Source organism: Curtobacterium sp. SL109, assembly GCF_026672405.1.
Lineage (GTDB): Bacteria > Actinomycetota > Actinomycetes > Actinomycetales > Microbacteriaceae > Curtobacterium.
The window spans coordinates 1383405-1404119 of sequence record NZ_JAPPRB010000002.1; the positions used below are offsets into that span (position 1 = coordinate 1383405).

Genomic DNA, 20715 nt, shown 5'->3' on the forward strand with positions numbered 1-20715 from the left:
ATGGAGCACAGCGACGACCGCCGCCGCCCGGACGTGACGACGATCGAGATCGTCGGCGGGCCCGAAGCGGTCCACGTCGCCCTGCACCCGTACGACGAGCGCTGGCCCACGGTGTTCGCCGAGCACCGGGACCGGATCCGGCGGGCACTCGGCGCGGGCGGAGCGACCGTCGGGATCGAGCACATCGGCTCCACGGCCGTGCCCGGGCTGGCGGCGAAGCCGATCATCGACGTCCTGGTGACGGTGGACGACATCACCGCCGAGGAGGACCACGTCGAGCTGCTCCTCGCGGCCGGCTACGTGCTGCGCGTCCGTGAGCCCGGACATCGACTGGTCCGCACACCGGAACGCTCCGTCCACGTGCACGTCTACGAGCACGATGCGCCGGCGGTCGAGCGGTACCGGTTGTTCCGCGACCGGCTCCGGTCCGACCCCGCCGACCGGGCGCTCTACGAGGCCACCAAGCGCGAGCTGTTCCGCCGGCAGTGGGACGACATGAACGACTACGCGGACGCCAAGACCGCCGTGGTGCAGGAGATCACGGCTCGAGCGCGCGCGGGCCGCTGACCCTAGAGGGCGTGCGCCCCGAGCAGCATCCCGGCGATCCACGTCGCGGCCAGGGCGAGTGCCCCACCGACGACCACACGGGTGGCTGCACGGCCACGGCGTGCGCCGCCGAGCACCGCTCCGGTGATGCCGGTCGCGGCCAGGGCGAGCAGCACGGCGACGACGACGACGGCGATGCGGCTCGACGGCGGGGCGAGGACGGTCGCCACGAACGGCAGGAGGCCTCCGACGAGGAACGTCGCCGCGGACACCCAGGCCGCACGCCACGGGCTGACGACCTCCTCGGCCGCCGCACGCTCCTCTGCGGCGACCCAGGCATCACGGACCTCGGGGCGCGCGAGCTCGTCCGCGACCGACGACGCGACGGACGCGGACACCCCGAGCGACCGGTAGGCGGCGGCGACGTCGTCGTGCTGCTGGGCGGCCGCCGCGCGTCGTGCGGCGGCGGCGGTCTGCCCGGTCCGCTGGGCGTCCCGGGCACCGCTCACCGAGACGTACTCGCCGAGGGCCATGGACACCGCGCCGCCGACCAGTGCCGCCCCACCAGCCGCGAGCACGGGACCGATCGCGACGCCGGCACCTGCGACACCCACGACGACGGCGGCCACGGACACGATGCCGTCGTTCGCGCCGAGCAGGCCGGCGCGGAGCCAGTTCAGCCGTGCGGCACTCGTCGACTCCGCCGGTGACAGGTCGGGCAGTGCGGGGACGGTGGTGGTTGCCATGTGGACGAGCAAACACCCGGACGGTGCGGCTGTCCAGCCAGGCAAGGCTGTCCTGACCTGGGGTTTCCAGGTGAGGGCAGCCTCACCTACCCCAGCTTCACCGACCCCCGTCGCGAGCCCGGAGGAACGCCACCTGCCGCTCCCAGTGCCGGAAGCCGCCGCCCTCGTGCCCGTTGTACGCGTACACCGCGATCTCCCGGTCCGTGGAGCCGAGCGCGTTGTACGCCGCGAAGGTGGTGCGCGGCGGCACGACCTCGTCCATCAGCGCGACGGAGAACAGTGCGGGAGCGGTGATCCCGGCCGCGAAGTTGACCCCGTCGAGGTACGACGTCGTCGTCCACACGGTCTCGGCCGCGTCACGGTGCACGGCGAGGTAACGGACCAGCTCCTGGTAGGGGTCGCTCACCGCGACGAGGGCACCGTGCTCCCAGTCGCACAGGAACGCCACGTCGGGCAGGACGGCCACGAGCGGACCGACGTGGGCCTCGACGAGCGCAGCCGCGGCGATCGCGATGCCGCCACCCTGGCTGCCACCGGTCAGGGCGATGCGGTCCGGGTCGACACCTGGGAGCGTGCGGACCGCATCCACCAGTCGGACGGCATCGGTGAAGACCCTCCGGTAGTAGTGGTCTTCGGGCCGCTCGATGCCGCTCGTCATCCAGCCGCCGATGTGCGGGCCGGCGCCGTGGGGGTCAGGGGTGTCCCCGCCGCCCCACCCGCTGCCCTGCCCGCGGGTGTCCATCACGACGTGGACGTACCCGGCGAGGGCCCAGGCCACCCGTTCCCCGGGGCGACCGCGTCCGCCGTTGTAGCCGAGGTACTCGACGACGACGGGCAGGTCGCCCTCGGCGTCCACCGGTCGGGTGACCCAGGCGCGCACGGGGTCACCCGCGAATCCCGGGAAGGTCAGGTCCTCGACCACGAGCCCGGTGACGGGGGTGTCCGCGGGCACCAGGGTCGGGGCGGTGTCGGCACCCGCGGCGCGGGCCTCGGCGACGGTGTCGGCCCAGAACCGGTCGAAGTCGTCCGGTCGGCGGATGGTGGGGCGGTGGGCGCGCAGTTCGTCGAGGGGCAGGTCGGTCAGCGGCATGGTGGTGTCCTCCGGGGACGATCATGCCCCCGGCGCCGTCGAGACGGCACCGGGGGCACGGTGATCAGGTGGGTCGGTGCGGTGTTCAGCGCACCGCGTCGCGGTAGCGCTCGAGCACCTCGGGGCGCGGGTCCGCCGGCACCGTCGTCGTGGCGATGTCCCACGAGGGCAGCGTGCCGGTCAGCGCCCAGGCCGCCTGGCGTGCGGCACCGGCGGCGACGTACTCGCCGGGTTCGGGCAGCTCGACGTCGCGGCCGAACACCTGCGCGGCGATGGTCCGGACGGCCTCGTTGCGCGCGGCCCCGCCGATGAGCAGGAGCCGTTCCACGGTGACGCCGGTCGCCTCGACCGCGGCCAGGCCGTCCGCGAGCGCGCACAGCATGCCCTCGAACGCCGCCCGGGCCAGGTGCTCCCGGTCGGTGGTCGCCGGGGTCATCCCGAGCAGGGACGCGGTGGCGTCCGGACGGTTCGGCGTGCGCTCACCGACGAAGTACGGCACCAGGACGAGGCCGTCGGCCCCGGCCGGTGCTGCCAGCGCCAGACGACCCAGCTCGCCGTGGTCGACGCCGAGGAGGCCGCCGATCACCTCGAGCACGCGGGCCGCGTTGAGCGTGGTGACGATCGGGAGGCGCGCCCCCGTCGCGTCCGCGAAGCCCGCCACGGTCCCGCTCGGGTCCGCCAGCTCGGTGTCGGTGACACCGAAGACGGTCCCGCTGGTCCCGAGGGACACCGCGACGTCGCCCGGGCCGAGCCCGAGGCCGAGGGCCGCGCCGGCGTTGTCGCCGGTACCGGCCCCGACCATGAGGCCCGCGCGGGCGACGGTGCCGCCCGGCAGGGTCACGTCGGCGTCGAGCGTGCCCATGGCGGCGTCGGGCGCGACGACGCGGGGCACGACGACGGCGTCCGTGGACCCGTCACCGGCGACGCGCATCGGCCGACCGAGCGCGAGCTCGAACAGCTCGGCGTCGTAGGCCTTGCGGGCCGGGTCCCAGTACGCCGTGCCGCTGGCGTCGGAGCCGTCGGTCGCGAGGGCGTCGAGGTCCGGGCCGTTCGGGCTCTCGTCCGCGGGGCCGAAGCCGCGCAGCCGCCACGACAACCAGTCGTGGGGGAGTGCGACCGCTGCCACGCGGGCTGCGTTCTCCGGCTCCGCGTCGCGGAGCCAGCGCAGCTTCGTGCCGGTGAACGAGGCCACCGGGACCAGTCCCGTGCGGGTGACCCAGGCCTCCCGGCCGAGCTCCTCGACCATCTGTGCGGCCGCGTCGGCGCTGCGGACGTCGTTCCAGAGGAGGGCGTCGCGGACGACGCGACCCTCGGCGTCGAGCGCGACCATGCCGTGCTGCTGGCCGGCGACCGCGACGGCGGCGACGTCGTCGAACCCGCCGGCGTCCGCGATCGCGGTGCCGAGGGCGTCCCACCAGTGGCGGGGGTCGACCGACGTGCCGTCCGGGTGAGACGCACGACCCTCACGGACCACGGCGCCGGTGTCGGCGTCGCGGATCGTGACCTTGCAGGACTGGGTGGACGAATCGACCCCCGCGACCAGGTCAGCCACGAGCGCCCATGAGGTGCTCCATCGCGAGCTGCTGGAGCCGGACGAAGCCGAAGCCCTTGCCGCCGAAGTACGCGTCGGCGTCGAAGTCCTCGTACGCGGAGCGGTCGGCGAGGAACGCGTCGTAGGTCTCGCCCTCGTTGAGCGTCGGCGTGGACAGCTCGGGGACCTTGGAGGCCTCGAGGGCCGCCTGGACCTCGGGGTCGGCGCGGAAGGCCTGTGCGCGCTCCTTGAGGAGCAGGTACATGCGCATGTTCGCGGCCGCGGAGTCCCAGACACCGGAGAAGTCCTCGGTGCGGCTCGGCTTGTAGTCGAAGTGGCGCGGGCCGTCGTATGCGACGCCACCCTCGGGGGAGCCGTGCTCGAGCAGGTCGACGAGCGAGAACGCGTTCTGCAGGTCGCCGTGACCGAAGACGAGGTCCTGGTCGTACTTGATGCCGCGCTGGCCGTTGAGGTCGATGTGGAAGAGCTTGCCCGAGTAGAGCGCCTGGGCGATGCCGGCCGTGAAGTTCAGGCCCGCCATCTGCTCGTGGCCGACCTCGGGGTTCACACCGAAGAGCTCGGGGCGCTCGAGCGTGTCGATGAAGGCGATCGCGTGGCCGAGGGTCGGCAGGAGGATGTCGCCGCGGGGCTCGTTCGGCTTCGGCTCGATCGCGAACCGGATGTCGTAGCCCTTGTCGGTGACGTACTGCGCGAGCAGGTCGACGGACTCCTTGTAGCGGGAGAGCGCGGCCTGCACGTCCTTGGCGCTGTCGTACTCGGCGCCCTCGCGGCCACCCCACATGACGAACGTCTTCGCGCCGAGCTCGGCGGCGAGGTCGACGTTGCGGAAGACCTTGCGGAGCGCGAACCGGCGGACCTGACGGTCGTTCGAGGTGAAGCCGCCGTCCTTGAAGACCGGGGCGGAGAAGAGGTTCGTCGTGACCATCGGCACGATGATGCCGGTGGACTCGAGCGCACCCTTGAGGCGGTCGATCTGCTTCTGTCGTTCGGCGTCGGTCGAGCCGAACGCGAACAGGTCGTCGTCGTGGAAGGTGAGGCCGTAGGCCCCGAGCTCGTCGAGCTTCTCGACCCCCTCGACCACGTCGAGCGGGGGTCGTGTCGGACCGCCGAAGGGGTCCGAGCCGTTGTATCCGATGGTCCAGAGACCGAAGGAGAACTTGTCTTCGCGGGTGGGCGTCGTCGCCATGGTGTGTCACCGTTCGTCGTCGAACAAAATGTTGCCGCGCCCAACATAAGCGGTAGGGTGGATCGTGGCAAGGACGTGATCGCAAAGGAGCGAGCGGATGGCACAGGAACGACAGGCGCAGCAACGGCTGCGGGTCGCGATGGTCGGGCACGGGTTCATGGGCGCTGCCCACTCACAGGCGTGGCGGACGGTCGCCCGGTTCTTCCCGCTCGCGGTGGAGCCCGAGATGTCCGTCATCGTCGGCCGTGACCCCGAACGCACCGAAGCGGCTCGAGCGCACTACGGCTGGGAGCGCGCCGCCACCGACTGGCGCGCCGTCGTGGCCGACCCGGACATCGACGTGGTCGACATCTGCTCGCCGGGGTCGTCGCACGTCGAGGTCGCGATCGCCGCGCTCGAGGCCGGCAAGCACGTCCTCTGCGAGAAGCCCCTCGCCAACACCGTCGCCGAGGCCGAGGCGATGACCGCGGCCGCGACGGCAGCGGCAGCGCGGGGTGTCCGCGCGATGGTCGGGTTCAGCTACCGCCGGGTGCCCGCGATCGCCCAGGCCCGCGCGCTCGTGCAGGCCGGCCGCATCGGCACCGTGCGGCAGGTCCGTGCGCTCTACCTGCAGGACTGGCTCGCCGACGAGGACGGCCCCATGACCTGGCGCCTCGACAAGGAGCAGGCCGGCTCCGGCTCCCTCGGGGACATCGGTGCGCACGCCATCGACCTCGTCGAGCACGTCACCGGGTCCTCGCTGACCAGCGTGTCCGGCACCCTCGCCACCTTCGTCGAGGAGCGCCCGCTGCTGGCCGACGGCGTCGGGCTGTCCGGCACCGCGTCCACCGAGCGCGGCCGGGTCACCGTCGACGACGCCGCCTGGTTCCTCGGCCGGCTCGCGGGCGGGGCCGCCGACGGCGCGGTCGGGTCCTTCGAGGCCACCCGCTACGCCACCGGCCGGAAGAACGGCCTGACGATCGAGCTGAGCGGGTCGACCGGCGCGATCCAGTTCGACCTCGAGTCCATGAACGAACTCCGCGTGTACGACGCCACCGCCCCCGCCGGGGAGCAGGGCTTCACCCGCGTGCTCGTCACCGAGCCCGAGCACCCGTACATGGACAAGTGGTGGCCGACCGGTCACCTCATCGGGTACGAGCACACCTTCACGCACGAGGTCGCCGACCTCGTGACCGCGATCACCGACGGCACCGACCCCGAACCCTCGTTCGCCGAGGGCCTGCACGTGCAGCGCGTGCTCGACGCCGTCGAACGCAGCGCCGCCGACGGCAGCAGCTGGACGGCCATCCCGTGACCGAGACCGTGACCGGGACCGACCCCACGACCACAGCCCACCAGGAGGGCACCATGGCACGCCACGCACTCGTCGTCCGCGGAGGATGGGACGGACACCAGCCCGTCGAGACCACGGACGTCTTCATCCCGTTCCTCCGCGACAACGGCTTCGACGTCCGCGTCGAGGACTCCACCGCCGTGTACGCCGACGACGCCGTGATGGCGGAGACCGACCTCGTCGTGCAGGTGAACACCATGACGACCATCGCCGACGACGAGTTCGCCGGTCTGCAGCGGGCGGTCCTCGCCGGTACCGGGCTCGCCGGCTGGCACGGTGGCATCGCGGACGCCTACCGCAACAACGCGGACTACCTGCACATGATCGGCGGCCAGTTCGCCCACCACGCGGGCAAGCACCCCGACGAACGCATCGGTGAGCAGTCCGACAACTACGTGCCGTACAGCGTGCACATGGCGGACCTCGGCCACGAACACCCGATCACGCAGGGCATCGACGACTTCGACCTGGTCACCGAGCAGTACTGGGTGCTCAGCGACGAGTACAACGACGTCCTCGCGACCACGACCCAGGAGGCCCGCCCGTGGGACGCCTGGAACCGCCCGGTCACCGCACCGGCGATCTGGACCCGCCAGTGGGGCAAGGGCCGCGTGTTCGTGTCCGCACCCGGGCACCGCGTGGAGATCGTGGAGTCCCAGCCGCTCCGCACCGTCATCGAGAGGGGACTCCTGTGGGCAGCACGATGAACGTCGGCATGGTCGGCGTCGGGAACATCAGCAAGCAGTACCTCGAGCACTTCCCGAGCCTGCCGAACCTCCGCCTGACCGCGGTCGCCGACCTCGACACCGAGCGTGCCGCTGCCGTCGCCGCCGAGCAGGGCGTCCTGGCGCTCGGCGTCGACGAGCTGCTCGCGCACGACGACGTCGACGTCGTCCTCAACCTGACGATCCCGGCCGCACACGCCGACGTCGCCGCGCGGGCGCTCGCCGCGGGCAAGCACGTCTACGGCGAGAAGCCCCTCGCGCTCTCGACGGCCGAGGCCACCCCGGTGCTCGAGCAGGCGCGCGCCGCCGGTCTCCGGGTCGGCAGCGCGCCCGACACCGTCCTCGGCACGGGGATCCAGACCGCCAGGGCCGCGCTCGACGACGGCCTGATCGGCACCGCGCTCGGCGCCGCCGTGTCGTGGAGCGCCCCGGGGCACGAGCTCTGGCACCCGGCACCCGGCTTCTACTACCAGCCGGGCGGCGGTCCGCTCCTCGACATGGGCCCGTACTACCTGACCAGCCTCGTCACGTTCTTCGGCCCGGTCGTCCGCGTGAGCGGCAGCACCACCCGGTCCACCCGCGAGCGCACGATCGCCACCGGCCCAGCAGCCGGCACGGTGCTGCCGGTGGACGTCGACACGCACGTCGTCGCGATCCTGGAACACGAGGGCGGCGTGGTCTCCACCGTGACCCTGTCGTTCGAGGTCTGGGCCACCCAGAGCCCGCTCTTCGAGGTGTACGGCACCGCCGGCACCCTCGAGGTGGCCGACCCGAACCGCTTCTCCGACCCCGTCCGCATCGCCACCGCCGACGACCGCGACTGGCGCGAACTGCCCGTCGGCGCCGGGTACCGGGACGCCGGACGTGGCTACGGGCTGTCCGACCTGGCCCGCGCCGTCGAGACCGACCGCGAGCACCGGGCCTCCGGCGACCTCGCGTTCCACGTCCTCGACGTGATGGAGGCGATCACCACCGCCGGCCGCGACCACACCGTCGTGACCGTCGGGTCGCGTGTCGACCGACCGGCCCCGGTGGCCGCCGGCTCCCGACCGGAGTCCTGGTGAGCGCCGTGGCGGACGCGGGGCGAGCCTCCCGTCCGGTCACGCTGTTCACCGGACAGTGGGCCGACCTGCCGTTCGAGGAGGTCGCACGACTGGCCGGGGAATGGGGCTACGACGGCCTGGAGATCGCCTGCTGGGGCGACCACCTCGACGTCCGGCGCGCCGCGACGGACCCGGAGTACGTCGCCGACCGGCAGCGGATCCTGCGGGAGAACGGCCTCGGCGTCTGGACGATCGCGAACCACCTGGTCGGGCAGGCCGTGTGCGACGACCCGATCGACGCCAGGCACGAGGACATCCTGCCGCCGCACGTGTGGGGCGACGGTGACCCCGAGGGCGTCCGACAGCGCGCTGCCGAGGAGCTGCAGTGGACGGCCCGTGCCGCCGCCGCGCTCGGTGTCGACACCGTGACCGGGTTCTCCGGGTCCTCGATCTGGAAGACGGTCGCCGGGTTCCCGCCCGTGCCACCGGCGATGATCGACGCCGGGTACCAGGACTTCCACGACCGCTGGTCACCGGTCCTCGACGTGTTCGAGGAGGTAGGCGTGCGGTACGCGCTCGAGGTGCACCCGTCCGAGATCGCCTACGACTACTGGACGGCGAAGCGCACGCTGGAGGTCTTCGCCGACCGCCCCGCGTTCGGCTTCAACTTCGACCCGTCGCACTTCGTCTGGCAGGACCTCGACCCCGCCGCCTTCCTGCTCGACTTCGCCGACCGGGTGTACCACGTGCACTGCAAGGAGTCGGTGAAGCAGCTCGACGGCCGCAACGGACGCCTCGGCAGCCACCTGCCCTGGGGCGACCCGCGCCGGGGCTGGGACTTCGTGACCGCCGGCCACGGGGACGTGCCCTGGGAGCGGGTGTTCCGCGTGCTGAACCACATCGGGTACACCGGGCCGACCAGCGTCGAGTGGGAGGACGCCGGCATGGACCGGCTCGTCGGCGGTCCCGAGGCGCTGGCGTTCGTGCGGCGGCTCGGCACCATCGCCCCGCCCGACGCCTCGTTCGACGCCGCCTTCTCGCGGTCGCGCTGAGGGTCCGCGTGCCGACCGACGTCCCCCGGCGGAACACCGCCCGCGTGCTCCGCATCGTCCACGAGGACGGCCCCCTCACCCGGGCCGACCTCACCCGACTGACCGGGCTGAACCGCTCGACCACCCTGGCGCTGGTCGGGGAGCTCGTCGAGCTCGGGCTGGTGGGGGAGGACCTGGACGGCGGAGCGACTGCCGGGGCGGGCGGCGACGCGCCGGCCGCCGGAGCCGCGCTGACGCCGGGCACCGGCACCGCTACCGGCACCGGCACCGGCACCGGCACCGGCACCGGCCGCGGTCGCCCGAGCCCGACCGTCCGCGCTTCCGCTGACGTCGTCGCGGCCGCGGTCACCGTGGAGATCGACGCCGTCACCGTGGCGCTCGTCGGGCTCGACGGCTCCATCCGCGTCCGCGTCACCGAGCACACGACCGAGCGGCCCACCGCCGTCGAGGCCGTCCGCCTCGTCGCCGCCCTGCTCGACGGCCTGCACGAGGAGCTCGTCGGCCTCCGCCTGGTCGGCATCGGCGTCGCGATCCCCGGCACGGTCCGCGTCGAGGACGGCCTGGTCCGGTACGCCCCGCACCTCGGGTGGCGCGACGAGCCGTTCGCGGAACCCCTCGCCGCCGCCACCGGCCACCGGGTCCGGGTCGCGAACGACGCCAACCTCGGCGCCCGGGCTGAGCACCTCTACGGCAGCGGCCGCGGCGTCCGCGACCTCATCTACCTCAACGGCGGCGCGAGCGGCATCGGTGGGGGCGTCATCAGCGCCGGTCGACCGCTCAGCGGCGCCGACGGGTACGCGGGCGAGATGGGCCACACCTTCGTCGCCGCGAACGGCATCCGCTGCCACTGCGGAGCGATCGGGTGCCTGGAGACCGAGGCGTCCCGGGCAGCGCTCGTCGCCGTCACCGGGGTCCCGGCCGACGACCTGCAGGCGCTCGCCGCGGCGCTGGCCGATTCCGTGACGACGACCGACCCCGCGACGCCGGCCGACGCCGGAGCGCTCCTCGAGGGTCCCTCCGCAGTCGAGCGCGTCGTCGACCGGCAGGTCGCGGCGCTGGCCACCGGGCTCCGCAACGCCATCCACACGGTGAACCCCGCGGTCGTCGTCCTCGGTGGGTTCCTCGGTGTGCTGCTCGGGCACGTGGGGGACCGCATCGTCACCGCCGTGCGGGAGCAGTCGATGGCCGCCATGGCCGACCGCGTCCGCATCGTCCCCGCCGCCCTCGGCCGGGACGTCCTGCTCCGCGGAGCCGCCGAGATCGGCTTCCGCGACCTCCTCGACGACCCCACCCGGGTCGCCGACACCGACCCCACCCGGGTCGCCGACACCGACCCAGGCAGGGTCGCCGACACCGACCCCGCCGCGGCCGACGGCACCCCCGCCGACACCGACCCCGCCACGGCTGACGGCACCCCCGCCGACCGCGCCACCACGCACCAGAGAGCGAGCACCGCATGAGCACCACCGACACCCAGCGCGTCAGCGTCCTGCAGGGCCAGGACGCCCTCACGATCGAGGACCGCCCCGTCCCCGCCGTCGACCCCGGCGACGTGCTCGTCCAGGTCGCCGCCGTGGGTGTCTGCGGCTCCGACGTGCACTACTTCCGCCACGGCCGGATCGGGGACTTCGTCGTCGAGGAGCCCCTCGTCCTCGGCCACGAGCTCTCCGGCACGATCACCGCCGTCGGCGAGGGCGTCGACACCGCCCGCATCGGGGAGCGCGTCGCCGTCGAGCCGCAGCGCCCGTGCCACCGCTGCGCCCAGTGCCTGGCCGGCCGCTACAACCTGTGCCCGCACATGCGCTTCTACGCGACGCCGCCGGTCGACGGTGCCTTCGCCGAGTACGTCACCATCGAGGCCGAGTTCGCGCACCCGCTGCCCGACTCCGTGTCGTTCGAGGCCGGCGCCCTCCTCGAACCGCTCTCCGTCGCCATCGCCGCGGTCCGCAAGGCCCGCATCGTTCCCGGCTCCTCGGTCCTCATCGCCGGCGCCGGCCCGATCGGCATCATCTGCGCACAGGCCGCCAAGGCGTTCGGCGCGAGCCGCATCGTCGTCAGCGACCTCGTCGTCGAGCGGCGTGAGCGGGCGCTGTCCTACGGCGCGACCGAGGTCGTCGACCCCACCGTCGTGTCCGTCGCGTCCGACATCGTGCCGGTCGACGCCTTCATCGACGCCAGCGGTGCACCCCGCGCGGTCTCCGACGGCATCAAGGCCGTGGGACCTGCCGGTGCGGCCGTCCTGGTCGGCCTCGGCAACTCGGAGATGACCCTGCCCGTCGAGCACATCCAGAACCTCGAGGTCACGGTCACCGGCATCTTCCGCTACACCGGCACGTGGCCGGTCGCGATCGAGCTGGTCGCCTCGGGCCAGATCGACCTCGACTCGCTGGTCACGGGGCGCTTCGGCCTCGACGACGTGCGCGAGGCCCTCGAGAGCGACACCGACCCCGAGTCCCTGAAGTCCGTGGTCTACCCCGGCGGCGTCCCGGCCGCCTGATCCGCGCGCTCACCCACGCCATCGAAGGAGCAGCAATCGTCGGGTCGCCTGACCGCACCCGACGATTCCTGCTCCCTCGATCGATGGCCGCACCATCCGCCGGACTGGAGGCTCGGTGCCAGCCTGCCCCGAGCCTCCCGTCCGGAGCGTGACCGGTCACGACACACCGTGTGCGTGCCGCCGTGCGGTCGGTGAGCGTCGCTGTGCGACGCCCTGGCCGACGGTTCTCGACCGGTCGGCGGACCTGAGCGGGGTGTCTCGACCGCTCGCGACCGGTTGTCCGTACGCGCCCCGGACCGGGGCCACCCCCGCGCCACCGGGACGCGCTACGGTTCGCGCATGACCGTCGCTCCACCGCCGCAGCGCACCGATCGTCGCGCCCTCGTCTCCTGGGCGCTCTGGGACTGGGGATCGGCGGCGTTCAACGCCGTCGTGACGACCTTCGTGTTCAGCACCTACCTGGCGAGCCGGGCGTTCGTCGACCCGGCGCTCGTCGGAGCCGAGGACAGCTCCGCCACCGCGAAGCAGGCGGTCCAGGACCAACTCGCGCACAACGCCACGGTCGTCTCCACCGCGCTGACGATCGCCGGCATCGTCGTCGCGCTGGTCGCTCCCGCGGTCGGCCGGCTCGCGGACTCCTCCGGGCACCGTCGTCGCTCCGTGCTCGTCGCCACGATCGGCGTGGCCCTGTCGATCGGCGCGATGGTCTTCGTCGCCCCGAGCCAGCCGTTCCTGGTGCTCGGCGCCGCGCTCATCGGCATCGGGACGGTCGCGTACGAGATCGCGTGCGTCGGCTACAACGCGATGCTCGGGCAGGTCGCTCCCGGGCGCTCGACCGGCCGCGTGTCGGCGATCGGCTGGGCTGCCGGGTACTTCGGTGGCATCGTGCTGCTCGTCGTGCTCCTGGTCCTCTGCATCCAGGACTTCGGCGCCGGCGACACCGCGGGCCTGTTGGACCTGCCCGCGACCGTCGCCTCGGGGCAGTGGGACGTCCGCGTGGCCATCGGCATCGCCGCCGTCTGGCTGGCCGTGAGCTCGATCCCGCTGTTCCTCGTCGTGCCCGAGGCCGCGCGCGACGACGCCCGCGCCGGCACGCTGCTGTCCGCGTACCGGGACCTCGGCCGGGACATCGCCCGGCTCTGGCGCGAGCGCCGCAACGTCCTGGCGTTCCTCGTCGCCAGCGCGGTGTTCCGTGACGGCGTCGGTGCGGTGTTCATCTTCGGCGGGATCATCGCCGCGCAGGTCTTCGGGTTCAGCGCGTCGCAGGTGATCCTGTTCGCCATCGTCGCGAACGTCGTGGCCGGCATCGCGACCTTCGCCTCCGGCCGGCTCGACGACCGCTTCGGCTCGCGCGCGCTCATCATGGTGTCGCTCGTCGGGCTGGCGGTGTGCGGGACGGCGGTGCTCTTCGTGGGCAGCGCGCCCGCCGGGTTCTGGGTGCTCGGGCTCGCACTGTGCGTGTTCGTCGGGCCGGTGCAGGCGTCCTCGCGCTCGTACCTCACCCGGCTCGCGACGCCCGGCCACGAGGGGGAGCTCTTCGGCCTCTACGCCACGACCGGTCGTGCGGCGTCGTTCATCGCCCCCGCCATGTTCGGCCTCGCCGTGACCGTGGGGGGATCGACGCGCTTCGGGATCATCGGCGTGGTGGTGGTCCTGGTCGCTGGCCTGGTGCTCATGGCCTTCGTCAAGCCCGAGCCCCGGGTCCCGGCCGCCGCCTGACTCGCGGGGCGCGCCGCCGCCCGTCCCCTTCCCGACTCACAACGACAACCTCGCTGTCGTACGACCTCGACGATGTCGCGTGCGTCTGGGACGCCGCCGGACCGCGACAACCTCGCTGTCGTACGACCTCGAGGGTGTCGCTGCCGGGCAGCGGGAGGCCGCCGGCCGGGAGGCTCGGTGCCGGACGCGGGGGGAGCCTCCCGTCCGGTGGGTGGTGGCGTTGGTGCGCGCTCGCCGCGTGGGCCAGGATGGGGACATGACCGACCAGCGGATCGCCGTCGTCGTCCTCGCCGCCGGGCAGGGCACACGCATGAAGTCCTCCACGCCCAAGGTGCTGCACCGACTCGCCGGGCTGCCCCTCGTCGCCCACGTCCTGCGCACGGCCGAGTCGCTCGCGCCGGAGCACGTCGTGGTCGTCGTGCGGCACGAGCGCGAGCGCGTCGCCGCCGAGGTGACCGAGCGCATGCCGGACGCGATCGTGGTGGACCAGGACGACGTCCCGGGCACGGGCCGCGCGGTCGAGGTGGCCGTGGCAGCACTGCCGGCCGAGTTCGACGGGGCGGTCATCGTGCTCTCGGGTGACGTCCCGCTGCTGGACCGGCCGAGCCTCCGCGCGCTCGTCGACGCCCACGGCGTGGCCGGCAACGCCGTCACGTTCGTCAGCGCCATCGCGCCGGACCCCACCGGACTCGGGCGCATCCTGCGCGACGCTGACGGGGCCTTCGTCGGCGTCGTCGAGCACAAGGACGCGACCGAGGACCAGCGCGCGATCACCGAGGCGAACGCGGGCATCTACGCGTTCGACGTGACGCACCTGCGTGCCGTGCTGCCCGCGATCACGACCGAGAACGCCCAGGGCGAGATGTACATCACCGACGCCCCGGCCCTGATCCAGGCACGCGGCGGGCGCATCGACGTCGTCACGCTGCCCGACCCGTGGGTCGTCGCCGGCATCAACGACCGTGCCCAGCTCGCCGACGCGGCCCGGGTGCTCAACGACCGCATCGTCCGGCGCCACCAGCTCGCCGGTGTGGCGATCCAGGACCCGACCTCGACGTGGATCGACCTCGACGTGACGATCGAGGCGGACGCCGAGATCCTCCCCGACACGCAGCTCATCGGCGCGACGGCCATCGCGGCCGGCGCCGTCGTGGGCCCGGGGACGACCCTCCGCGACACCGAGGTCGGAGCAGGGGCCACCGTCAACCGCGTCGACGCCACGCTCGCCGTGATCGGCGACGGCGCCTCGGTCGGGCCGTTCGCGTACCTGCGGCCGGGCACGGTCCTCGGCGACCAGGGCAAGATCGGCACGTTCGTCGAGACCAAGAACGCGCGGATCGGCCGGGGCAGCAAGGTCCCGCACCTGTCGTACATCGGCGACGCCGAGGTGGGCGAGGACTCCAACATCGGGGCCAACACGATCACGGCGAACTACGACGGCGTGCACAAGCACCGCACCGAGGTCGGGTCGCACGTCCGGACCGGCTCGCACAACGTGTTCGTCGCCCCGGTTAGGATTGGGGACGGGGCGTACACGGGTGCAGGGACGACAGTCCGCAAGGACGTCCCTGCCGGGTCGCTCGCGATCAGCTACGCCCCACAGCGCAACACCGACGACTGGGTCCAGGAACACCGACCCGGCACGCCGGCGGCCGAGGCGGCTCGGCACGCGCGAGGCGAATGACACCTTCGACGGCCACCCGCCGTCACACGAGGGCCCGGCAACGGGTCCGGACACACGGCCCCGCGGGGCCAGGGAGTGAGTACGGCACTTGTCCGGAATCAAAACGACCGGCCAGAAACGACTCGTCCTCGTCTCGGGTCGGGCCCACCCGGAACTCTCGGCGCAGATCGCAGACGAACTCGACGTCGAACTCGTCCCCACCGACGCCCGCACCTTCGCGAACGGTGAGCTCTACGTCCGGTTCGACGAGTCGGTCCGCGGGTGCGACGCCTTCGTCATCCAGTCGCACACGGCTCCGATCAACGAGTGGCTCATGGAGCAGCTCATCATCGTCGACGCGCTGAAGCGGGCCTCCGCCAAGCGCATCACCGTCGTCGCGCCGTTCTACCCCTACGCACGCCAGGACAAGAAGGGCCGTGGCCGCGAGCCGATCTCGGCCCGTCTCGTCGCCGACCTGTTCAAGGCCGCCGGCGCGCACCGCATCATGAGCGTCGACCTGCACGCAGCGCAGATCCAGGGCTTCTTCGACGGCCCCGTCGACCACCTCTTCGCGATGCCGGTCCTGCTCGAGCACTTCAAGGCGATCCTCGACCCGTCGATGCTGACGGTCGTCTCCCCGGACATGGGCCGCGTCCGCGTGGCCGACATCTGGTCGGAGAAGCTCGGCGCACCGCTCGCCATCATCCACAAGCGCCGCGACCCGCTGGTGCCGAACCAGGTCACCGTGCACGAGATCGTCGGTGACGTCTCCGGCCGCTGGTGCCTGCTCGTCGACGACCTCATCGACACCGGCCGCACCATCGCCAAGGCCGCCGAGGCCCTGAAGGCCGCCGGAGCCATCGGCGTCGTGGTCGCCGCGACGCACGCCGTGTTCTCCGACCCGGCCACCGAGCTGCTGCAGAGCGAGTTCATCGACCGCGTCGTCGTCACCGACACCCTGCCGGTGCCGGTCGAGAAGCGCTGGGACCGTCTCGAGATCCTGCCGATCGCCCCGCTGTTGGCGCGTGCGATCCACGAGGTCTTCGACGACGGCTCGGTGACGTCGATGTTCGACGGTGCAGCCTGATCCACCCCGCGCGTGACGCCCTCGCCGCCCGACTCCGGGCGGCGGGGAGCGTCTTCGCCGAGGACGAGGCCGACCTGCTGCTGGCCGCCGGCGACGGCGACCCGGCACGACTCCGGTCCGTCGTCCAGCGCCGCCTGGCCGGTGAGCCGCTCGAGTACGTGCTCGGGTGGGCCGCGTTCGACGGCCACCGCATCCGTGTCACTCCTGGCGTCTTCGTCCCGCGCACCCGCACCACGGTCGTGGTCGAGCAGGCTGCACGGCTGCTGCACCGCTACGACCGCGTGGTCGACCTGTGCTGCGGGGCCGGAGCGATCGCCGTCGCCCTGCTCGGCCGCGTGGGCGCACTCGACCTCGTCGCGTCGGACATCGACCCCGACGCGGTCGACGTCGCCGCCGAGAACATCGGTGACCGCGGCATCGTCGTCGCCGGCGACCTGTTCGCGCCGCTGCCCGTCCGCTTCCGCGGCGTCGTCGACGTCATCGCGGTGAACGCGCCCTACGTGCCGACCGACGCGATCGCCACCATGCCGGCCGAGGCCCGCGACCACGAGCACCGCGTGGCGCTCGACGGCGGCGGGGACGGCCTCGACCTGCACCGTCGGATCGCTGCCGGTGCGGGGGAGTGGCTCCGCCCGGGTGGTGTCGTGGTCATCGAGGTGTCGTCGGCGCAGGCGTCGGACTCGGTCGCGGTGTTCGCGTCCGCGGGCTTCGCGGCACGGGTCGAGCACGACGACGAGGTCGACGGCACCTGCGTGGTGGCCGTGGCCACAGGCGCCTTCGCGGCCGGCGCCGGCGATCCCCCGGCTGCTGCCGCGGGCGCGACCGGGGTCAGCGCGCCGTCAGCGTGATCGTGTCCCAGCCGGTGGCGCCGTTCGGTGCCGGCGGACGCTGGACGCTCGTCTGCACCTGACCGTCGGCGCCGACGGCCCGGATCTGCACGTCGTGCGTGCCGGCCGTCGCCGTCCACCGCAGGACCCACTGCCGCCAGGTGTCCGAGGAGACGGAGTCGGCGAGCTCGGCGTCCTGCCAGTCTGCTGAACCGACCTTCACCTGCACGGCCTTGACGCCCGTGTGCGGATGCCAGGCGACGCCGGCGATCGCGACCCGGTCGCCGACGGACACCGTGGTGCCGTTCGCCGGGGTGTCGATCCGCGACTCGAGCTTGACCGGGCCGCGGGCGGACCAGCCACGCGGGGTCCAGTAGCCCTGGGCGTCGGCGAAGCGGGTGATCTCGAGGTCGACGACCCACTTCGTCGCGGACACGTAGCCGAACAGCCCGGGGACGACCATCCGGACGGGGAAGCCGTGCTCCGCGGGCAGCGGGTCGCCGTTCATCCCGACGGCCAGCAGCGCGTTGGTCCCCTCGTCCTGCAGCACGTCGAGCGGCGTGCCGGCGGTGAAGCCGTCCTCGCTCGTCGACAGGACCATGTCGGCGTCCCCGGTGGGTCGGGCACGGGCGAGGAGCGTGCGGATCGGGTGGCCGAGCCAGAGCGCGTTGCCGATGAGGTCACCACCGACCTCGTTCGACACGCAGCTCAGCGTCGCCATGTGCTCCTCGAGGGGGAGGGCGAGGAGGTCGTCCCAGCTCAGGGTGATCTCGTGCTCGACCGCACCGTGGATCCGGAGCGACCAGTCCGCGGGGTCGATCGACGGCACCCGGAGCGCGGTGTCGATCCGGTAGAAGTCGGCGTTCGGGGTGACGTACGGGGTGATGCCCTGGACGTCGAGCGACGCCCCGGCCGGCACCGCGGGGGCGGCGTTGACCGGTGCCGGCAGGCGGATGGAGCGTCGGACCGCCGCGGCGCGCTGCATGCCGGCCGTGCCCAGGCGCGCGCCCGTTCCGGCGACGATCGAGACCACCCCGAGGGCAGCCGTCCAGACGAGGAACGAGCGGCGTTCCGGCAGCTGGGCTGTGGCCCTGGTCGGCGTCGCCGCAGCGAGTCGCCACGTCCGCAGTCGTTGGACGAGCACGCGCACGACGATCACGGCCGCGCCCACGCCGAGGACCGACGGGCCGCCGTCCCAGGTGCCCGAGCCGGACCGGGTGGTCACGGCGAGCAGCGAGAGGGCACCGCCGATGGCGAAGACGAGCGCACCGAAGGGCGGGCGGCGGAGTTCCAGGATCCCGGCTCCGGCGGAGACCAGGAGCATCAGCACTGCCATGAGCGCGAAGAGCGCGACCTTGTCGCCCGTGCCGAACAGCGCGACCATGAGGTCCTTCGCGCCGCCGGGGGCGAGGTCGATCACGGCGGAGCCGACGGCGACGAGCGGGCTGCCCGCACCGCCGAGGACGAGGGCACACAGCTCGGCGACGGCGAGGAAGGCGAGTGCGGCGACGACGCCGGCCGCGGCCGCAGCCAGGCGCGGACGCAGGGTCGTTCGACTGGTGGGCACCGGCCGATGCTACGGCCGCACGCTGAGTGCGCCGCCTGTGGAGGCTCGTCCCACCTGAGCGGGTCGCCGGGTGTTCACGGATGGCCGGTGGGGTTCTCCGGCCGACCGTGCGAGGATCGGGACGTGCTGAGGCGACCCGACCATGTCCCGCGGGACGGTCGCGCCCGGCAGCGGATGTCGCCGCTCCGCCGCCTCGCGATGATCCGGTGGGTCATCGTCGGTGTGTGGGCGGCGCTCCTGGTCGCCAGGATCGTCGTCGTGTCGCGGACGCCCGACGCCGACCTCACCGTGTTCGGCATCGCCGAGGTGGTCGTCATCGCCCTCGGGGTCGGGGTCGTCCTGGCCGGGATCCTCCGCATGCAGGGGCTCCGCCGGCGCCGTGAGGACGAGTCACTCGCCATGGCGATCCGGCGGATCGACCCCACGGTGTGGCTGGTGCCCGCCGCGCCCACCGCCGAGCTCCGGTTGACGGTCGAGGAGACCCGACCCGAGGTCCCGCTCGGCACCCGCGTGACGTGGGCGTTCGGCGCGACGGAGGCCTCGCTCTGGGAACTCGACGAGCGTCGGGCCACCCGGCTGCTCGTCATCCGGTGGAGCCGGGTCATGCACGTCGGACTCGAGGACGCGAGCGGTCCCGGCGGCCGGACCGGCTGCGCGGTCGCGCTGCACTACGTGCGCCCGGACGAGACCACGGCCGTCGCGACGTTCTTCGTCCGGACGGCACCCGGTTCGCGTCGGGTCCTCGGCCGTGGGCCGAAGCTCGACCGCCTGGTCGCGGAGCTGGCGCGGGAGCGCATCGTCGCCTGACGACGGGTGCTGCTGCTCAGGCGGCGGTCCGCGCGAGCGTCACCTGCTCGTCGGGCACGGCGCGCAGGTCGCGGCTGCGGAACCACCGCAGCAGCCAGTCCGCGGGGGAGCCCGCAAGCGCCTTCGGCAAGCCGGAGCGGCGCTCGAGGAACGTGCTGAACCCCGGGTCGTCACGGACGTCGGCGTCGGTGGGGTTGCCGAACGCCATCGACCAGCCGTCGAACCGGCGGGCGTCGATGCGCTCCATCGAGAGCGACCTGACGTCCTGGTGCCGGGGGTCGGCCTTGATCGCGGAGAAGCGGTCCTCGACGCTCCACTCCGGGCCTTCGAGCACCTGCATGAAGCGACCGCCCTTGGCCACGAGGAGACCGGAGACGCCGAGTGCGTCGTTGGTGAGGCGGGCGTCCCAGAGGAGGCCGACGAGTTCCGCATCGGTGAGTTCGTCGACGGCGACGGACATGTACACGAGGGACACGAGGGTGGTCATGGCTGCAGTCTGGGCCGCGCGCTCGGACCGGGTCAACGCGGACATCCGCCGAACGAGCCCAGCCGACGCATGGTGTCCGGAAGTCGCGGGACGCGGATGACGAGCGACGGTCAGAGCGGCCCGTCTACGAGGTCCGCGACCGCGTCGGCCAGTCGCCGTGCGGTCCACCGCTCCCGCGTCTCCCAGGACCAGCCGAGTTCCCCCATCTCGTGCCATGCGCTGTAGCCGAGGTAGAACCAGAACACCTGCGCCAGGACGTCCTGATCGAGGCTCCGGTCGTCGGTGAGGTCGGCACATCGGTCGGCGATCCGCTCGAGCCGCTCGCGGAACGGCGTCGTCATGCGGTCCAGTGCGGGTTCCAGCGCTGGGTCCGTGTGCGCTGCGTCGATGACGATGCGTGCCGGTCGCAGCGTGACCTCGTAGCTGCGACGGACCCCCGCCACCAGCAGGACGAGGAGGTCGTCGACCGTGGTCGCAGTGTCGATGTCCGCGAGTGCCGTCAGGACGACCTCGTGACTGACGTACCGGTCGACGATCGCATCGATGAGCTCCGGCTTGCCGCCGATGCTCGCGTAGATCGTGTTCACCACGACGCCGGCACCGGCGGCGATCTGCGGCAGGCGCGTCGCCCCGTAGCCCTGCCGACCGAACAGCTGCTCGGCGGCGTCCAGGATCGCGTCGCGCGTCCGGCCGGCCGCTTCGGTGCGGACCCGGGACGTGTAGGTCCGGTTGCTGCTCACCGTCTCAGCCTAGTCACTGGAGGCTCTCTCAAATCGATGTATATGCTC

General features: G+C 72.9%; 19 protein-coding genes. 12 read left to right on the forward strand and 7 right to left on the reverse strand.

Annotated features, from left to right (window positions below; translation table 11 throughout):
- The gene (locus OVA28_RS08130; RefSeq protein ID WP_268096539.1) at window positions 1–567 is read left to right on the forward strand and encodes a GrpB family protein; all 567 of its coding nucleotides are present in this window, start codon (window positions 1–3) and stop codon (window positions 565–567) included.
- Window positions 568–569: 2 nt separating this feature from the next.
- Here OVA28_RS08130 and OVA28_RS08135 read toward each other — a convergent pair whose 3' ends face one another.
- From OVA28_RS08135 to xylA, 4 genes are all read right to left on the reverse strand, one after another.
- Window positions 570–1292, reverse strand: coding sequence for a VIT1/CCC1 transporter family protein (locus tag OVA28_RS08135; protein ID WP_194661250.1), 723 nt, complete (start codon window positions 1290–1292; stop codon window positions 570–572).
- Between the two features lie 97 nt (window positions 1293–1389).
- Window positions 1390–2382, reverse strand: coding sequence for an acetylxylan esterase (locus tag OVA28_RS08140; RefSeq protein ID WP_194661249.1), 993 nt, complete (start codon window positions 2380–2382; stop codon window positions 1390–1392).
- An 85-nt stretch (window positions 2383–2467) separates the two neighbouring features.
- Window positions 2468–3934 (reverse strand): xylulokinase, encoded by a 1467-nt coding sequence (gene xylB / locus OVA28_RS08145; RefSeq protein ID WP_268096540.1) that lies wholly within the window; start codon window positions 3932–3934, stop codon window positions 2468–2470.
- Window positions 3927–5120, reverse strand: coding sequence for a xylose isomerase (xylA, locus tag OVA28_RS08150; RefSeq protein ID WP_268096541.1), 1194 nt, complete (start codon window positions 5118–5120; stop codon window positions 3927–3929). The genes xylB and xylA overlap by 8 nt, the downstream gene beginning before the upstream one ends.
- Window positions 5121–5217: 97 nt before the next feature.
- Here xylA and OVA28_RS08155 point away from each other — a divergent pair, with 97 nt between their 5' ends.
- The 10 genes from OVA28_RS08155 (at window position 5218) to OVA28_RS08200 (ending at window position 17087) form a co-directional block, all read left to right on the forward strand.
- On the forward strand, window positions 5218–6414 hold the full coding sequence (locus OVA28_RS08155; protein ID WP_228505233.1) for a Gfo/Idh/MocA family protein: 1197 nt from the start codon (window positions 5218–5220) through the stop codon (window positions 6412–6414).
- Window positions 6415–6467: 53 nt separating this feature from the next.
- Window positions 6468–7160: a ThuA domain-containing protein gene (locus OVA28_RS08160; protein WP_268096542.1), complete on the forward strand. Its 693-nt coding sequence runs from the start codon at window positions 6468–6470 to the stop codon at window positions 7158–7160.
- On the forward strand, window positions 7145–8242 hold the full coding sequence (locus OVA28_RS08165) for a Gfo/Idh/MocA family protein (RefSeq protein ID WP_268096543.1): 1098 nt from the start codon (window positions 7145–7147) through the stop codon (window positions 8240–8242). Before OVA28_RS08160 ends, OVA28_RS08165 begins: the two co-directional genes overlap by 16 nt.
- A complete protein-coding gene (locus tag OVA28_RS08170; RefSeq protein WP_268096544.1) occupies window positions 8239–9273 on the forward strand; it encodes a sugar phosphate isomerase/epimerase family protein in 1035 nt (344 codons plus the stop codon). Before OVA28_RS08165 ends, OVA28_RS08170 begins: the two co-directional genes overlap by 4 nt.
- 8 nt (window positions 9274–9281) lie before the next feature.
- Window positions 9282–10733: an ROK family transcriptional regulator gene (locus tag OVA28_RS08175; protein WP_268096546.1), complete on the forward strand. Its 1452-nt coding sequence runs from the start codon at window positions 9282–9284 to the stop codon at window positions 10731–10733.
- Complete coding sequence (locus tag OVA28_RS08180; protein WP_268096548.1) at window positions 10730–11770, forward strand: NAD(P)-dependent alcohol dehydrogenase; 1041 nt, start codon at window positions 10730–10732, stop codon at window positions 11768–11770. The genes OVA28_RS08175 and OVA28_RS08180 overlap by 4 nt, the downstream gene beginning before the upstream one ends.
- A 339-nt stretch (window positions 11771–12109) precedes the next feature.
- Entirely contained in the window at window positions 12110–13489 is a 1380-nt protein-coding gene (locus OVA28_RS08185) for an MFS transporter (RefSeq protein WP_268096549.1), read from the forward strand.
- Window positions 13490–13745: 256 nt separating this feature from the next.
- Window positions 13746–15173: a bifunctional UDP-N-acetylglucosamine diphosphorylase/glucosamine-1-phosphate N-acetyltransferase GlmU gene (gene glmU / locus OVA28_RS08190; protein WP_268096550.1), complete on the forward strand. Its 1428-nt coding sequence runs from the start codon at window positions 13746–13748 to the stop codon at window positions 15171–15173.
- A gap of 88 nt (window positions 15174–15261) precedes the next feature.
- A complete protein-coding gene (locus tag OVA28_RS08195) occupies window positions 15262–16239 on the forward strand; it encodes a ribose-phosphate diphosphokinase (protein ID WP_071279358.1) in 978 nt (325 codons plus the stop codon).
- Entirely contained in the window at window positions 16239–17087 is an 849-nt protein-coding gene (locus tag OVA28_RS08200; RefSeq protein ID WP_268098178.1) for a putative protein N(5)-glutamine methyltransferase, read from the forward strand. Before OVA28_RS08195 ends, OVA28_RS08200 begins: the two co-directional genes overlap by 1 nt.
- On the opposite strand, the gene OVA28_RS08205 is transcribed toward OVA28_RS08200, so the two are convergent.
- Window positions 17068–18633: a molybdopterin-dependent oxidoreductase gene (locus OVA28_RS08205; RefSeq protein ID WP_268096552.1), complete on the reverse strand. Its 1566-nt coding sequence runs from the start codon at window positions 18631–18633 to the stop codon at window positions 17068–17070. The genes OVA28_RS08200 and OVA28_RS08205 overlap by 20 nt on opposite strands.
- A 123-nt stretch (window positions 18634–18756) precedes the next feature.
- Between OVA28_RS08205 and OVA28_RS08210 the strand changes: the two genes are divergently transcribed.
- Window positions 18757–19440 (forward strand): hypothetical protein, encoded by a 684-nt coding sequence (locus OVA28_RS08210; protein ID WP_194661243.1) that lies wholly within the window; start codon window positions 18757–18759, stop codon window positions 19438–19440.
- A gap of 16 nt (window positions 19441–19456) precedes the next feature.
- Here OVA28_RS08210 and OVA28_RS08215 read toward each other — a convergent pair whose 3' ends face one another.
- The gene (locus OVA28_RS08215) at window positions 19457–19927 is read right to left on the reverse strand and encodes a BLUF domain-containing protein (RefSeq protein WP_268096554.1); all 471 of its coding nucleotides are present in this window, start codon (window positions 19925–19927) and stop codon (window positions 19457–19459) included.
- A 110-nt stretch (window positions 19928–20037) separates the two neighbouring features.
- Complete coding sequence (locus tag OVA28_RS08220; protein WP_268096555.1) at window positions 20038–20667, reverse strand: TetR/AcrR family transcriptional regulator; 630 nt, start codon at window positions 20665–20667, stop codon at window positions 20038–20040.
- Between the last annotated feature and the right edge of the window lie 48 nt (window positions 20668–20715).